19 protein-coding genes are annotated in these 15,468 nt (G+C 24.4%); 18 read left to right on the forward strand and 1 reads right to left on the reverse strand.

Annotation, left to right across the window (positions count from 1 at the left end; genetic code table 4):
* Nucleotides 1–88 precede the first annotated feature (88 nt).
* On the reverse strand, nt 89–898 hold the full coding sequence (locus RDJ14_RS01515; RefSeq protein WP_308149601.1) for a hypothetical protein: 810 nt from the start codon (nt 896–898) through the stop codon (nt 89–91).
* Nucleotides 899–1,206: 308 nt separating this feature from the next.
* On the opposite strand from RDJ14_RS01515, the gene rpmE reads away from it, so the two are divergent.
* The 18 genes from rpmE (at nt 1,207) to RDJ14_RS01605 (ending at nt 15,334) form a co-directional block, all read left to right on the forward strand.
* Nucleotides 1,207–1,530: a 50S ribosomal protein L31 gene (gene rpmE / locus RDJ14_RS01520; RefSeq protein ID WP_308149602.1), complete on the forward strand. Its 324-nt coding sequence runs from the start codon at nt 1,207–1,209 to the stop codon at nt 1,528–1,530.
* 184 nt (nt 1,531–1,714) lie between these two features.
* The gene (locus RDJ14_RS01525) at nt 1,715–3,679 is read left to right on the forward strand and encodes a hypothetical protein (RefSeq protein ID WP_308149603.1); all 1,965 of its coding nucleotides are present in this window, start codon (nt 1,715–1,717) and stop codon (nt 3,677–3,679) included.
* A gap of 13 nt (nt 3,680–3,692) precedes the next feature.
* Nucleotides 3,693–4,718, forward strand: coding sequence for a bifunctional oligoribonuclease/PAP phosphatase NrnA (locus RDJ14_RS01530; protein ID WP_308149604.1), 1,026 nt, complete (start codon nt 3,693–3,695; stop codon nt 4,716–4,718).
* 24 nt (nt 4,719–4,742) lie between these two features.
* Nucleotides 4,743–5,333, forward strand: coding sequence for a thymidine kinase (locus RDJ14_RS01535; RefSeq protein WP_308149605.1), 591 nt, complete (start codon nt 4,743–4,745; stop codon nt 5,331–5,333).
* 15 nt (nt 5,334–5,348) lie between these two features.
* On the forward strand, nt 5,349–6,446 hold the full coding sequence (prfA, locus tag RDJ14_RS01540; RefSeq protein WP_308149606.1) for a peptide chain release factor 1: 1,098 nt from the start codon (nt 5,349–5,351) through the stop codon (nt 6,444–6,446).
* A gap of 20 nt (nt 6,447–6,466) precedes the next feature.
* Nucleotides 6,467–6,859 (forward strand): hypothetical protein, encoded by a 393-nt coding sequence (locus tag RDJ14_RS01545; RefSeq protein ID WP_308149607.1) that lies wholly within the window; start codon nt 6,467–6,469, stop codon nt 6,857–6,859.
* A 36-nt stretch (nt 6,860–6,895) separates the two neighbouring features.
* Nucleotides 6,896–7,729 (forward strand): peptide chain release factor N(5)-glutamine methyltransferase, encoded by an 834-nt coding sequence (gene prmC, locus RDJ14_RS01550; protein WP_308149608.1) that lies wholly within the window; start codon nt 6,896–6,898, stop codon nt 7,727–7,729.
* A 106-nt stretch (nt 7,730–7,835) separates the two neighbouring features.
* A complete protein-coding gene (locus tag RDJ14_RS01555) occupies nt 7,836–9,020 on the forward strand; it encodes an HTH domain-containing protein (protein ID WP_308149609.1) in 1,185 nt (394 codons plus the stop codon).
* Nucleotides 9,021–9,033: 13 nt separating this feature from the next.
* Nucleotides 9,034–9,399 (forward strand): hypothetical protein, encoded by a 366-nt coding sequence (locus RDJ14_RS01560; protein ID WP_308149610.1) that lies wholly within the window; start codon nt 9,034–9,036, stop codon nt 9,397–9,399.
* Between the two features lie 446 nt (nt 9,400–9,845).
* A complete protein-coding gene (locus RDJ14_RS01565; protein WP_308149611.1) occupies nt 9,846–10,391 on the forward strand; it encodes a Sua5/YciO/YrdC/YwlC family protein in 546 nt (181 codons plus the stop codon).
* A gap of 26 nt (nt 10,392–10,417) precedes the next feature.
* Entirely contained in the window at nt 10,418–11,044 is a 627-nt protein-coding gene (locus tag RDJ14_RS01570; protein ID WP_308149612.1) for a hypothetical protein, read from the forward strand.
* Between the two features lie 77 nt (nt 11,045–11,121).
* Entirely contained in the window at nt 11,122–11,379 is a 258-nt protein-coding gene (locus RDJ14_RS01575; protein ID WP_308149613.1) for a hypothetical protein, read from the forward strand.
* A 6-nt stretch (nt 11,380–11,385) separates the two neighbouring features.
* The gene (locus RDJ14_RS01580) at nt 11,386–11,712 is read left to right on the forward strand and encodes a hypothetical protein (RefSeq protein ID WP_308149614.1); all 327 of its coding nucleotides are present in this window, start codon (nt 11,386–11,388) and stop codon (nt 11,710–11,712) included.
* A gap of 11 nt (nt 11,713–11,723) precedes the next feature.
* Complete coding sequence (locus tag RDJ14_RS01585; RefSeq protein ID WP_308149615.1) at nt 11,724–12,413, forward strand: hypothetical protein; 690 nt, start codon at nt 11,724–11,726, stop codon at nt 12,411–12,413.
* A 175-nt stretch (nt 12,414–12,588) separates the two neighbouring features.
* Entirely contained in the window at nt 12,589–13,194 is a 606-nt protein-coding gene (locus tag RDJ14_RS01590) for a hypothetical protein (protein ID WP_308149616.1), read from the forward strand.
* A 75-nt stretch (nt 13,195–13,269) separates the two neighbouring features.
* Complete coding sequence (locus RDJ14_RS01595) at nt 13,270–14,250, forward strand: hypothetical protein (protein WP_308149617.1); 981 nt, start codon at nt 13,270–13,272, stop codon at nt 14,248–14,250.
* 206 nt (nt 14,251–14,456) lie between these two features.
* Nucleotides 14,457–15,020, forward strand: a complete 564-nt coding sequence (locus RDJ14_RS01600) for a hypothetical protein (protein WP_308149618.1) — start codon at nt 14,457–14,459, stop codon at nt 15,018–15,020.
* Nucleotides 15,021–15,022: 2 nt separating this feature from the next.
* Entirely contained in the window at nt 15,023–15,334 is a 312-nt protein-coding gene (locus tag RDJ14_RS01605; protein WP_308149619.1) for an ATP-binding cassette domain-containing protein, read from the forward strand.
* Nucleotides 15,335–15,468 lie beyond the last annotated feature (134 nt).

A 15,468-nucleotide genomic window follows, 5' to 3' on the forward strand; every position in this document is an offset into this window, starting at 1 on the left:
ATTTTTTGCATTCTTATTAATAATATTTGTGCTTTTACCAACAAGTGAAGAAAATAAATTTGAAAATTAGTTTTATTGTAAATTACTACTAAAGAATAGTTGATTTAGTTACTGATATTGGATTCATTGGAATATTTTCATCATTATTTATTTCATTTGCATCAAAATCATGATTATCACTTTCATTTTGATAATCACATTTTAAATTTTCGGTCTTTTTTAAACATGAAGGAATAATTTGATTAGCAATATTAATCATACCCGAAAAAACTGTTGGTATTGCATAATAATTATCATAACCATTTGTGTGCTGCATAACAATACCAGTACTAGTTAATGCTACTGCAGTAATTAAATTAGCAATACTTTTTACTGAATCAAATCTTTTAGGCAGTAATTCTGTTATACCATTAATAATATTTGTGGCACCATAAACATTCATTGAAATGTAAGTATTTCAGTTTTCAGTGTCACTATTTCTTTTTCTTAGTTCAAACCTTTCCTCTTCGCTCCAACCTCCTCCTATAGGAAAACATCCTATTTTATAGCCCTTAGCTTGTGTTTCTTTGCATCTTTTTAAAAAATCTGAATATCTTGCCTCACTTATTTCTTTAGGTATTATTTTAATGCCGTTGCTATCTAAAAATTTACTATAATTTACTGAACTGATTATTGAAAGACCTAACAATATTTTACTAACAGCACTTATATTTTTAGTGTTATTTTTATATGAAAAATATACAATGGAATTCAAGCCAAAAGCTATACCATTAATTCCTAATAAAATTGGATTATTTAATTTTTGTCAGTAATAAGTACTTAAACCTATTACCCCTGTTACTCCAGTTAAAAAGCTTAATGATTTATTCACTTTATTTAAATAAGAATTTATTTCCATTTTTTTATACTCCTTTGTAAAATAAAAACCTATTAACTTTAAAAATAAAGCAATAGGTTTAAAACTATATTTAGTTTATAGATTGATTATAATTTATAATTTTATTTAAGATAAAATTTTGCTAATTAACACTTTTTTATAACTTGAATTGTAAATATGAACAGAATATAAGAAACAGAAAGCCACGCAAAACTCTACATAGAAGAAAAAATATTTTTAAGATTTATTTGCTTTTTTCATTGGTTAATGTTATTATTTTTAAGTACTTTTTATTATATTAAAATAGTTTTTCAAAGCGAGGTGAAATTATGTCACAAACAAATATCCATCCAGAATATTTTCAAACTAAAGTTACTTGTATAACATGTAGTAATAATTTTATGAGTGGTTCAACTAAAGGTAAAGAAATTCGTGTTGATACATGTTCAAATTGTCACCCGTTCTATACTGGAAAACAATCTTTTGCTTCAGCAACAGGACGTGTTGAACGTTTCAAGACTAAAGCAAGTCAACAAGTTGAAGTTAAACCTAAAATTGTTGAAACAAACAAAGCAAAATCTCAAAATTCTAAAACTATTGTTCTGGATTCTGCTAAAGATGTTTTAAAACTAGCTGATAAAGTTAAAAAATAATTTTGTTTAAAATAGAAACTAAATTGGTTTCTATTTTTTTCTATAATTAAAAAATTATTTAGAGCCATTTTTTTCGTTATTTAAGTTAAAATATTGATATATACTAATTAACATAGAATTTAGGTCTTTTATTATGTAACTAATAGTATAATTAATATATGATTTTAAAGTTAGGACTGATTTTATGGAATCATCTGAATTTAATAGCTTAACTACTAGTAAAGGTATGAAGTTTAAATCAGAACAATCTTTTGAACTAAACTTTAGTATTATCAATTTAACTGTTGATAAAGCAGTAAAAAATTGAAGTTTTGAAAGTAGTTATCCTGATTGTTTAGCGCTTTTTAGTAATGATGAAATCAATAGTGAAAACTTAATTAAAGCATTAATGGGTAGTGTTCCTATTATGCAAGGTAAAATTTTAATTGATAAAAAAGAAGTTACTTATAATACTATTGGTTTTGAACGAAAAATGGCCTATGTTGATTTACAGTTACAAAGTTGAAATAAACTTTTTAGTATTCAATATAATTTAGCACGAACAGCAATGCGTAATAAACCATTTTTACAAGATATAAGTAATCATAATCAAAAAATTAAAACTGACATTGAAAATTTAAAAGATACTGGTTTAAATTTAGATTGTGGTTATTTTAAAGAAAAATTAATTAATATTATTAAACGTTTCATTCGCGAAACACAAAGTACACGTACTAATTTCATTAAGGAATATGAATTCCAAATTATTCATTTTCACAAAAATTTTGTGCAAGAAAAATTTAATTTTTCTGGTTGTGAAACTTTATCAGATATTTTAATTAAAAAATTTACTGCCGAAGAAGAAAATATTATTGCTAATAATAATTTATTATTTTTACAATCTCTACAAGATCGAATTGCTAGTTTAGAAAATTTAACAGGTGAATGTTTTTGTGGTTGTAGTCCACCAAAAGAACGACGTTCTCAGTTTCAATTACGTGAAATTATTTTTGTTGTTAAAGAAATTAATAGTTATTTAAATAAAAAGGTTACTAATACTCGTAGTGAAATCAGAACAACTTTAAAAACTTGTAATAATCATAATCAAAATTTCAATAATGAATTAAATCGTTTACTTTCATATAAACAAATTAGTTTTACTCGTGCTCAAATTGATCAAATTTTAGAACAGTGAATTGATTTAGCTGAAGTACAAAGAATTAAATTCAATATGAAACAAGACTTTGTAGCTATGCAACTACTACCTGATGAAATGCATTTATTGTTAAAAAATATTAAAGATGAAATTAAAATTTATCACGATAAAATTTTAAAACATCCCGAATTAGAAGAAAAAGAAACATATCAAAATCACTTAAAATTATTATATAATAGTTTAATTGATGCTCGTGATTTAATCAGTAAAAATATTTTTATGTTATTTAAAGAGTTAGAATTAAATCATTTATTAACAATGCGTATTACGCAACTAACTGTTTTAGAACGTCAGATTATTAAAATTCTTCAACAATTAATTGTGCCTACTAAAATTTTAATTTTACATATTCCTTTTGAATTACTAAATTATGATGATAAAGAAAAATTAGCAATTTGAATTAAAAAAATCCAAAAATTTTTAAAAATTATTATTATTTTTACTACTAATACGCAAGTTGATATTAATTTATTAGCAACTAGTGTTACTGTTATTGAAAATGAAATAATTATTCAACAAGGTAAGATTGGAGATGTTACTGATAAACCGCTTTCTTTAAATTTATTAAAGGAAATTAATAAACAACGCATTAATACTTCTAAGGGGATATGAAATACTCCTAATTTGTTTTTCTATAATGTTAATCTTGGAAAATTTACTACTGATAATACTCCAACAATTGCTTTTAAATCAAATGATGTTTTATTTAGTAGAAAAAAACCAAAATTCGCTTTCTTAAAATCTTCAATAGTAATTAAAGGTGTTATTAAAGGAATTACTAAGATTAATGAAAAAACATCGTATTTAATTTTTGAAACTTTTACTCGTGAAGAATTTGAAGTTTTAAGTAGTAGTGAGAATATTGCAATCGGTGTTACTGGTTGAATTAGCATTACTAAAAATTCCATTTTTGTATTTGATGGTAAAAACCAACAATTAATTGGTACATGATAGAAAGGGAATTCCTATGAGTGATTTTAAAAAAATAGCAACAGAAATTTATGAACTAATAAAGAATAGTAATCCTATTATTATTCATCGCCATATTAACCCTGATGGTGATGCCCTTGGTTCACAATGAGGATTAAAAATTATTATTGAAAATAATTTTCCTAATAAACGTGTTTTAGCACCTGGTGAAATGAATGATCATATGCTTTCACTCTTTCCAACGCCCACTTTTGTCAAAAAAGAAGATTATGAAAATGCTTTAGTAATCATTTGTGACACTGCTAATCGTGAACGAATTAGTGGTGAATTTTGACAGCAATCTAAAAAAATTGTTAAGATTGATCATCATCCTATCGTTGACGAATATGCTAATATTTCTTTAATTGAAAACAAAGCTTCTGCTGCTTGCCAGGTTATAGCAAAATGAGCAGAAATGATGAAATTAAAAGTATCTGCGGAAGCTGCTCGAAATTTATTTTTAGGATTAGTTACTGATTCAGGAAGATTTCTATATCGCTCGGTTAATGAAGAAACATTTCAAGTTGCTAGTTTTTTGATGAAACAAAATTTTAATTTATTAGATTTATATCAAAACTTGTACACCCAAAATTTAAAAATAGCTCGTATTAAAGGTTATATTTTATCTAATTTTAAAATTACAGAACATGGCGTTGGTTATATGGTATTTAATGATACAATAATTAGTGAATTGCAAATGACAATCAATGAACAAAATAAAGTATTAAAAATAAAAGAAAAACTAACCCTTAGCAAAGAAGATTTAACTAGTCAAGTTAATGTTATGTCAAATATTATGGGTATTAAAATTTGATTAATAGTTGCACATGATCAATTAGATAGTGCAATTAAAGTTAGTGTTCGTAGTGCTAAGTGAATTATTAATGATGTTGTCTCTCAATTTGGCGGTGGTGGTCATCAAACAGCAGCGGGAGTTCGTTTGCAACATGTTGATGATATTGAAAAACTAATTAACAGTTTAGATAAAGTTGCGAAAAATCCACCACAATTAATAGTTAATTAAAAAAAGATATGGAGTAGAGTAAAAATGTATAGTCGTTATAATGAAGGATGAATTGAAGTAATTACAGGATGTATGTTTGCTGGAAAAACCGAAGAGTTTATGCGTCGCATCAATCGTTTACAATATGCGAAACGTAAAGTTTTAGTTTTTAAACCAAAAGTAGATAGTCGTTATGATGCTAAAAAAGTTGTTTCTCATAAAGGAGTTGCAATTACTGCGATTGTTATAAATGATCCTTTGGAAATTTTAAAATACGTTAATGAAAATGTTGCTGCAATTGCCATTGATGAAGTTCAATTTTTTAATCCCATAATTATTGAAGTAATTAAACAATTAGCAGATAGTAATAAACAAGTTATTGTTGCTGGATTAGATCAAGATTTTCGTGGTGAACCATTTTCTGTTATGAAAGAATTATTAGCATTAGCAGAATTTGTTACTAAATTAGATGCTGTTTGTGTAGAATGTGGTCAAGCTGCAACTAGAACACAACGCATTATTAATGGCAAAGAAGCAAAATATGATGATGAAATTATTTTAATTGGTGCACAAGAACAATATGAAGCACGTTGCCGTATCCATCATCGAGTGATAAAAAGTAATCAAAATAAATAGACCAGGTGAATTATTATGAATCAAAAAACATTAGAGCAACTATCGTTACTTACTAACAAGTATCATGAAATTGAATTACAATTAGAAGATCCAAATGCCATAAGTAGAGATAAGTATACTGAGTTAACAAAAGAGCGAAGTAGATTAGAACCAATTGTTGAGAAGTATTTAAATTATGACAACATTGTTAAAGAAATTTTTGAAGCAAAAAAAGCACTAGCAACTGAGCAAGATATTGAATTACTTGATATGCTAAAAATAGATATTAAAGAAAATGAAAATCAATTAGCAATCGCTGAAAATGATTTAAAGTTAACTTTAATACCAAAAGATATTAATGATGATAAAAATGTTATAATTGAAATTAGAGGCGCGGTTGGTGGCGACGAAGCAAATATCTTTGCTGGTGATTTATATAGAATGTATATTAAATATGCTGAAACTCAACGCTGAAAAATTGAAACTATTGAAGCCAAAGAAGCATTGAATGGTGGTTTTAGTTATATTTCTTTTATGATTAAAGGTAAACATGTATTTTCTAAAATGAAATTTGAAGCTGGTGGGCATCGTGTTCAAAGAGTTCCTAAAACTGAATCACAAGGGCGTGTTCATACTTCAATAGCTACAGTAGCAGTTTTACCAGAAGTTAATGAAGTAGAAATTAAAATCAATCCTGTTGATTTAAGAATTGACACTTATCGTTCTAGTGGTGCGGGTGGACAACATGTTAATACCACTGATTCTGCTATTAGAATTACCCATATTCCAACCGGTATTGTTGTAACATCGCAAGATGGTCGTAGTCAACATGATAACAAAGATAAAGCCATGCGTGTTTTAAGAGCTAAAATGTATGAACAACAAGTTGAAGAACAACATCAAAAACTTGGTAACTTACGAAAAAATGCGGTTGGTAGCGGTGAACGTTCTGAAAAAATTAGAACATATAACTATGCCCAAAATCGAGTAACTGACCATCGCATTGGTTTATCTTTATTAAAGTTAGATCGTATTATGGAAGGTAGTATTGATGAAATTATTATCGCTTTAATTAGTGGAGAACAAAAAGAAAAATTAGAAAGTATTGAAGAAAATATTAGCACACTAAAGTAAAGTTTTGGAGGTAGAGTGTTATGGATTTCAAGGTATTAGAATCAAAAACAAAAATATTATTTCTTTTAACTATTATTTTTTTATTTATAACATTAGCCACCTTAATAACTTGGACATTTAGTGTCGGTAATATCCATATTTTATTCTTGTTATTAACTGTCTGATTTGCTTCTACTTCTAGTTTAATTTTTCATTACTTACTATGAAAAAATTTAAATTTTTTGCAAAATGTTGATTGAAATAATACTAGTAACTTTGGATTTATTCTGGCCATTGGTAGTTATATAATTCTTTTTCCTATTATTTGTATTTTAACAATTGCTTTCTTATTTATTTTTAGCTCTATTGTTTTTGTATTAATTATTGTTAATGTCATTAAAAATAGAAAAAATAAAAATGTTGTTAAATATTAACCCAAAAATATTTAATTGTATTGTGGGGAGAAGGATATGACATATAAAGATTATTTATTAGCTGCTAAACATATTAATCATAATGATGAAAAAGTTAATAAAATTATCTTATTATATTTTATTGAAAAAGATTTATCATGATTGTATGCTAATATGGATGCAGAAATAGAAAATACTTTTTTAGAACAATATTTACTTTTAATTGAAAAATATATTACTGGGTATCCTTTGCAATATATTATTCGTTATGAATACTTTTACGGTAATAAATTCTTTGTTGATAATCGTGTTTTGATTCCACGCAGTGAAACTGAAGAATTAGTAAATTATGTTTTTGACTATGCTAAAAACATTTTTCATGACGATAAATTATCAATTTTAGATTTAGGAACTGGTAGTGGTGCAATCGCCATTAGTATTGCTTTAGCAAAACCACAATGAAAAGTAGTAGCTAGTGATATTAGCATTGCTGCCTTAGAAGTCGCAAAAATAAATTGTAAAAACTATAATTTAAATAATATTAGATTTATAGAAAGTGACTTATTTAGTAATTTAAAAAACCACAAATTTAATATTATTATTTCTAATCCGCCATATATTGATGAAACATCTGATACATATCTTATGTCTAATTTGCAATATGAACCAAAATCAGCATTATTTGCTGAAGAAAATGGTTTATTATTATATAAATTAATTTTTCAACGTTGTTCTGAATTTGTCACTAAACCATTTTTGTTGGCGTTTGAATTTGGTTTTGACCAAAAAAAAGCATTAGAAATATTAGTTAAAAAATACTTATATAATTACCATTATCAATTTGTTAAAGATATCAATGGTAAATGGAGAATGCTTTTTGTTTGGCAGTAATTATAACACATAAAAGTATTTTCATAACGCAAATTTTGTCACTTATTTAGTGACATTTTTTATATTTAGAAAAGGAAAAACTCATTTATTCTTGCAATAGGATATAATGGGGGCAGTTCTAGTGTGGCGTGTTATCGAAATACTTAAATTTTTTCAAGATTCTTCATCAATTAGTATTGATTTTTTAACTGACAAGTTTAACGTTACTTCTAGAACTTTGCAAAGAGACATTGTCTTTATTAATAGTTCATTAAAAAGAATAAGAAATTGTAAGATTTTTAGAAAGCAAAATGACTTTTTATTTAATGATGTTAAAAAACAAAAAGCAATTAAAACTTTGCTGGCACAATTTATCCAAACAGCTAATGAAAATACCTTTGTTAGAATTAGTGTTTTATTTTTAAGTTTAGTATGACAAAAAAACTATGTAACCAGTAGTGAATTGCTTGCTAATATAACTAGTGCAAATATGTATATTTTAAAAAAAGACATTATTAGTTTAAATAATTTTTTAGATACTCATAATTTAAACATTAAATTAGAATTTAAAACTAATTTAGGTTTTAAACTCATTGGCTGTGAACAAAATTTACTATTTATAACCACTATTATGACAATCAATTCTAACAAAGAATTTTCTTCCTCATTAAATGAGAAATCCCTAGCATATATCTATCAAACAATTAAAACTTTAATAATTAATAGTGGTTATAAAAAATACTATAACGAACAACTAATTTGATTTTTGACTATTGCTATTAGAAGAATGAAATTTAATTATTTTCTTACAAAAAATATGTTAATTAAATTTGATGTTCCTAAAATTATAAAAAAAGATATTGATAATCTTTTAACATTAATTGTTAAACAATTTGATATTAAATTAGATACCTTTGCAGAATATTATTTAAATTTGGTATTCTTAATTAATGTTAGAACTGATAATGGATTATTTCCAGAAGTAATGCTTAAAATTAATAAAATTACTGATGAAATATTTTTATTTATTACTAATAACTATCAAATTCGCTTATATTCCAATATTTTTAAGCAAGTTTTAAAAGATTATCTAACGGACAATTGATTTAAATTAGTATTTAACTATAATAGCAATATTAGTTTTTATTTAGTAGATAGTTGTGATATTGAAAGTAAATATCAATGAGGTCAACAACTTATTTTAATTATAAATTCGCAATTAAAGAAACTTCAATTTTTTCCCAATATTAATATTTTAGAATTACAATATTTAGCAATGGCATTTAATAAAAGTTTTATTTCAACTTTGTAACTGAAAAGTTTCTTTGTATATTTTCTCCGTTGATGATTCCTATATTAGAAAGCAAATAGAATTATTTATAAATGCTACATATGAACAAGTTATAATTAAATTATTCCAAAATAACCCTGATAATATTTTTAAATTTCATTTACTTAACCAAAACTTCAATATTTTAATTAAAAATAAGTCTTCTTATGAAGAATACAACCTAATTAACTACAAAAATATTTTAATTGTTAATATTTACGAAAATATTTGAAACTTTCAATTAGAAAATAATATTAATGAAGCTATAAAATTGTTAATGTTGAAAAAAATTCAACAATCAATATCAGTATTTAATTTTTATAATCACGAAAAATTTTATAATATTAAAACATTATTATAAAGATTTCAAAATGCTTTCATTAAAAAATATAACTTAAATTTAGAACTATTAGATATTGACCATTACGTATTAGTAAACGAATATGTTAGTAATAACATTTTACTAATAAGTCAATTAGTGTCTTTTTCAAACCATGATTTTCCTATTATCCTAATATACACAAGACATCCCTTAATGTTAAACAAAAAATACCCAATTCATTTTCATTTCATTAAATAACAAAAATAATACCCACAATTACTCCTGATTAAAAATTTGAATATCTTTTTTAAAAATGTCACTAACACAAACATTAAAAGTATTAAAGATATAAATAAAGTAATTAAATCAGTTGTATAACACCTATACCTTTGTATAGGTGTTTTTAATTAAGAAATAAAAAAAATATGATAATTTTTTTAAGAGGTGTATAATTTACTTAATACTTTTGGGAAAAGTGGTGAATCATGATAACTTTTAAACAAAATCAAATATCAGAAATAAGCCAAAAATTGAATGATAGTCAAGTCATAGCTTTACCAACAGATACGGTGTATGGTCTTGCTGGTAAATATAATGATGAAAAAGCAATTGCAGAAATCTATAAAATTAAAAATCGTGAACACAATAAACCTTTACCAATTTTAGTTGGTAGTTGAGAACAAGCTAAATTAGTAGGAATAATCAGTGAAGATTTACAAAAATTTTTAACTATTAATTTTGAAGAAGGCAAAGTCACAGTTATTGTTGCTAAACAACCAATGTTAAAAACCTCATATTGAAGCACAAAATCTTCAGTTGCTATTAGAGTTAGTGCTTCATCATTTATTAAAAAATTAACTAATATTTTAGGCCCTTTAGTTGCTACTAGTTGTAATATTAGTAATGAATTACCTATTACTGACTATAAATTGATAAACCTACCTAAATTAAAATATAAAGTGATGGGCAAAATACTAGATAATAAGCCATCAACTATTTATGATAGTTTTACTGGTAAAATTATTAGATAAAAAAGACTACTAAGGAGAATAATTTTATGAATTTATGAGTTATATTTGCAATTACTGTTAGTGTGTTTTTAATTGTAAGTTTAATTTTATTAATCATTATAATTAGAAAAATTAAGCAAGAAAAGTTATCAAAAATTACCAAAGATATTAACAACTGTTATAATGATAGTTTAAATTTTAAAAAAATAAGCAAAAAGGAATTATCTGTCCCTATTGACAATATAAAAGAAGACATTTATTATAGTGATAAAGTTGTTAATGGCAAATACCAAAATGTAAATAAATTTAATGCTCAAAATATTAATTTAAAAATTGAAGATAGTATAGTTAAAAAAAATAACAAAGAATTATTTTTACGTTATAAATTGCGTGATGTTAATTTTTTTAAATCCTCAGATTTTATTCCTTTAAATCAAGTTGATATATTATTATCACAAACATCTATTTATTTTATTGATTCTTTTGAATCGCAAATAATTCCAATCGCAGAAATAAAAAACATTACTTTTTTTTGAGAAAAAAATAATCATTTATCTAGTAGGAAAAAATTTATTGGAGTTGAAATATTTTGCTATGATAAACGAATTTTTCTACTTTTTAATGAATATGAAAATGCCATAACATTTGTTACTAACATTATAATGTTGTCATAAATAGAATTTGCAAAAAATTAACTCATATTTTTTATGAAAATGATATAATTATACAAATAATTAATAAGGAGAATAGTATGACTAAACAAAATTTTAAATTTAATTGATGAAAAATCATTCAATTCAGTGGTATTTTTTTAATTCTATTAGGTGTTATTTTTGCTTTTTCTTCCCTAAAAGTTAATATACTTTTATATTTTGGTTTAGTAACAGTATTAATTGGCGCCATTAATGTTTTAATTTATTATATTTTTATTGGCTTAAGTAGCCATAAAAAATATTTACAAAAACAAAATATTAATGAATTAAAAATAACAACTAAAACAACTAGGTAATAAACAATGAAAGATAAAATAAACAAAAAACATACTATAAAAATTATTTTAGTTTTAGTAGTAGGAATAACTTTCTTGCTTACTGGTATTACTTTAATAGTTATAAATCAAAATAAACTAAATTTTTCCTTATCTGTCCAACATAACATAACTTTTATTCATGAAAAGTTAGCATTAGATTATATTCTAATTATCATTGGAACATTATCACTATCAATTCCCATTCTTTTCAAAACTTTAAATAGTGGTTACATTCAAACCAAAAAAGAAATTAAGTCAGAAACCATTTGAAAACGTAAAAAGCAAAAAGTTAGTGAAGAAGAACAAGCATAGGGGATTTAATTATGAAAAAAATTTTAAATATATTTAAAGCAATTATTTTAACTTCTAATCTTGCGATATTACCTATTGCTTGCACCAAACTTCAAAATCATCAAAACAATGTTGATATTAGTCATATTATTATTACTCCTTCAAATGTTAGTGTTATTCTTGACCATGATACTTATGATAAGGCATTAGATGACTTTAAAAAACAAGTTGCTAAAAAAATTACTAATCTTACTAGTCAAAAACCACAATATGGCCGTGATTATAAAATTATTATTGCTAATCATGATTTATATTCTAAGATTGAACAATACAGTTCAATTGATGTTGTAGTCCAAGCTGCTATTACTACTCACATTTTAACAGGTCAATTTCCAACACAAATTAATTTAGTAAAACCAGTGCAAGATATTAGTAGTATTAATATTCCAAAACAAAATTATAGTTTTACTGCCATTGGTACTACTACTTTTAAAGATACGATAGTAAAATTATTGCCAATTATTCAAGCGCAAATTAGTGCTTTTGATAATAGTGCCAAAAAAGATATTGACTACGTTGTTAATGTTGAAGGACATGAATTAACATCGCTTGTTGTAAAACTTGGTGATGTAAATATTAATGTTAATGCAATTCATGATGAGTATCATTCTTTACTAACTGGTGCTTTTACTTTTGTCTTAACTATCTTAACTATTAGTTAAAAATTTAACTATGATACCATCAAAATCAATGTTTTAAATAGTGATTTTTTTGTTAATTAATTCTATTTACAAATTATCTATTTTAAAAATTTAAGTGTTATAATCTAAGTTAGGAAGGGAATAAATATATGTTATTTTTCAAAAATAAAATACTAATTAGGAGGAAATAAATTCTATGAAAAAGATATTAATGACACTGGCAACACTAGCATTATCAACTAGTTCATCAATAACATTGATGACTAATAATACTAAAATAAATCAACTAACTACTAACAATGAAAAAGCCGCATCACCCATTACTACAAGTATTGGTTATAGTAATTATCGTAATATGTGAGCAAATTGAAGTACAAATGAAAGTTATACTGATGATAAATATTCATATTTAGCATTAGATTATTACGATTATATTGATACGTGAGATGAATTTATTACTAAATATCCAAGTGTCACAATTGAAACTGCAGAACAAGCGACTTCACCAGCAACATTTGGTGATGTTGGTAATGGTAAATTTGGTATATTTCATTTTGATACTGTCACTTTCGTTGATACTGAATCAGTTAAGTATATAAAATTTGTTGATGCTAGCGACAGTAAATCTTCATCATACTCTATATCAGTTACTATTGGTTTAGGATTTCAAAGAATGGGAACAAAATTATATTTGCATCCAAAAATTAGTGGTAGTCTTACTAGCATTGGAGCTTATGTTAGAACATTAGATTTTGGTTTAAGTGTTTCTACTATTACTTTTAATCCAAAGCGAAGTATTTAAAGAGAAAAATAATTTAATACGCAAATTAAAGTTGCATATCAAACTTTATAATATTCATATTCAAGGAGTACTAATATGTTGAAAACAAAAACTTATGAGCATAAGTTTTATTTAATCACTATCAAAGACCTTTTAAAAACAAAAATTACTTGATTTTTTTCAACATTTTTATTTATAGTTTTACTATTATTTACCATTTTTAGTATTAACGCATATAGCAACCCAGAAAAAAATATGTTTAAAATTATTATTTTTTATCAGCAATTATTATTAGTTTTGTATTTACCATTAATAGCATTTTACACTGCTTATATTACAATTAAAATTTATCGTCAACAAATTGATAATGGTATTTTCTTAGTTTATACATCATTGCCTCTATCAAAGACTAGAATTTCATTTTATAAAATTTTAGGATTAATATCATTTTTATTAGTAATATCTGGATTTTTTGCTGTTATAAATGGTAAGAATTATTTTAATGCTTTAATGTTAGATGTTATTAAAACTTGACCTTTAATTAGTATTTTTCTTTGTGCATTTGCATCTTTAGTTTTTTTAATTTCCGTTTGATATGGTTCTAAATTGACAATATTATTATCATCTATTTTTGTTTTTATTTGTGCAATTTCAATAGTTATTTTACCAATGTTACAAGCAGTAAAAGAGTCTCAGCATCCTTATTATAATTTTTCGCAAGATGAAAAATTTAAAAATGATCTGAATAAATCAAATCTTAGTTCTAATTTTATTGGCAAAGATTTATTTAACATTGAAGATATTAAATATTTATATCATAATGGTGTTTTAAATGATCAACCAAATCCAAATTTACTTGATGATAGTAATCCTTTTACTTTTAGTTTATATGATAGATCAACAAAGAGCAACGTTGATTTAAATACTCAATTTAATAAAACATCTGATATTAGTGTTAATGCTCAAACTTTAATTGATATTTTAAAAACTCCAAGCAGTACAAAATCAACTATTTTTTTAAAAGTAAATAATAATTTTAAAGCAGATTTTAAAACCACAACTTTTTTTAAAAAATAAATCAACAATTAAATAATCACTATAGCAGTTATGTTTATAGTGCTGACATTACGCCAATTGATAAATTTAACCAAGACACTTGTCATGAAGAAAATGATGTCATAAATAACATAAGTGACCTTAATTATAAAAATCAGCTTAATAATGACAATGGTATATTAGAATCAAAAACTAATAGTTTAAAAAAATACGACATTGATTATCAATTGGACTATCGAGATTTTGCTGTTATCTTATGAACAATTTATCATCAATTAGGTTTAACAACTACCTTAAAGGAAATTAAAGCAAAGTTAACTAAAACACAATTTCGAACTAAAATTAATTTAATCGGTAATCTTAATATTTTTAATTATATTTTAGATAAAACAAACGAATATACTAGTCCTCATAAATATAAAAGCAGTTGAAAACCAACAGAATATCCAAATCTTTATATAGACATAAAGAAAAGTATGAAGTCAAATCGAAATTCTTTTGCAATAAATCCACTTATGAACATTGCTACTAGTTTACTAATGATGCCAACTAATGATAATAAGAGTGATAGTAACCTTGTAATTGGAATTATTTCATCTCCTACTTTACTATATCCTTATACATATGATATTAATAATATTTATGAATTGAGCAATGATAGTGTTATTGTAACTAGTGCTAAACAAAAACCGATTATTAATATTTATGGAGTTGGTATCACTTATCTTATTATTACCTTATTATTTTTTACTATCAGTTTTGTTATTATTCGTAGAAAGGATGTTAGTTAAATATGGACACTAAAGAAGTTTTAAATATTACTCATCTTAATAAAACTTTTAAAAGTAATCACGTATTAAAAGACTTAAGTTGTACGCTTGAACAAGGTAAAGTTTACGGATTAATTGGGAAAAATGGTGCTGGAAAAACTACTTTAATTAAATGTATTATTGGTGCTTTACTTACTGACAGTGGTGAAATTTTAATCAATAATATTTCTAATCAGAAAACTAAAGAAAAGCCATCAATTGCTTACATACCTGAAAAAAATACTTTCCCTAATGAATATAACACTAAACAATTTCTAACCCATATTGCAGGTTAAGTCCCGAATCTTGTGTAAATTTATTTTTACAGAGCAATATTTCTCATATCAAATAAATTTAGTTTAATTTATTGTACCATACTTAAAAGTTGCTAAGTTAATCTTATCTAAAATTAATTTTAAAATTCTTATAG

Source organism: Spiroplasma sp. AdecLV25b (assembly GCF_030913225.1).
GTDB lineage: Bacteria > Bacillota_I > Bacilli_A > Mycoplasmatales > VBWQ01 > Spiroplasma_E.